The 722-nt window shown below is 70.3% G+C and carries 1 protein-coding gene; it reads right to left on the bottom strand.

What is annotated here, in order from left to right; translation table 11 throughout:
* A partial coding sequence (locus AC1DWF_RS34345) for a hydantoinase/carbamoylase family amidase (RefSeq protein WP_476842954.1) occupies positions 1-722 on the bottom strand: 722 nt, incomplete at both ends.

The raw sequence follows: 722 nt of genomic DNA, 5'->3' as shown, positions 1-722 counted from the left end.
GTGCCGGCATGGTCGGACTTGCCGTTGATCTCCACGAGGAACCATCGGCTGCCCTGGATGCCCGCGACGGCGCCGATGTCGTACTCCTCGGCCTCGAGGCGCGGGCCCTGCTCGATATGTGCTTCGACATAGGCGAAGGGCGCGGCGCCCTCGACCACGCCGAGCGGGCGGCGGGGGATATCGGCCTCGCTTTCCAGATGCTCCCTCAGTGCGTCGCCAAAGCGGATGCCGTCCTTGTCGGTCACGGCGTCCCAGGTCGTGGAAGGGCGGTAGCCAGCATAGGCCATGCTGCCCATGCAGCCCGGCGCGTAACGGCCACCTTCCTCGTTGGTCCAGGCGACGACCTCGATGGAGCGGCGCGTTGCGACGCCCGCCTCGCGCAACGCCTGCACCGCCTCGAAACCGGCGAGYACGCCCCAGATCCCATCGAAGCGGCCGCCTGCGGGCTGGCTGTCCATGTGGCTCCCGGTCACGACGGGCGCGAGCGTCGGGTCGCTGCCCTCGTGCCGCAGGAAGAGGTTTCCCAACACATCGGTGCTGGCGGCGAGGCCGATCGCCTCGGCCCAGGAGATCAGCAGCCGCCGCGCCTTGCGGTCGAGATCCGTCAGGCAGGCCCGGTTCACGCCCTCGTTGCCATCGGCGTCCGAGAAGCCGCCGATCGCGCCCATCTCCATCAGGCGCTGCCACTGGCGCGCCTCGCTGACGGCGGCGACGAGGTTCGG

This window comes from Aminobacter sp. P4_D5, assembly GCF_056401815.1.
Note: the sequence above shows the minus strand (reverse complement) of the source record. Positions and strands in the feature narration are given on the sequence as shown.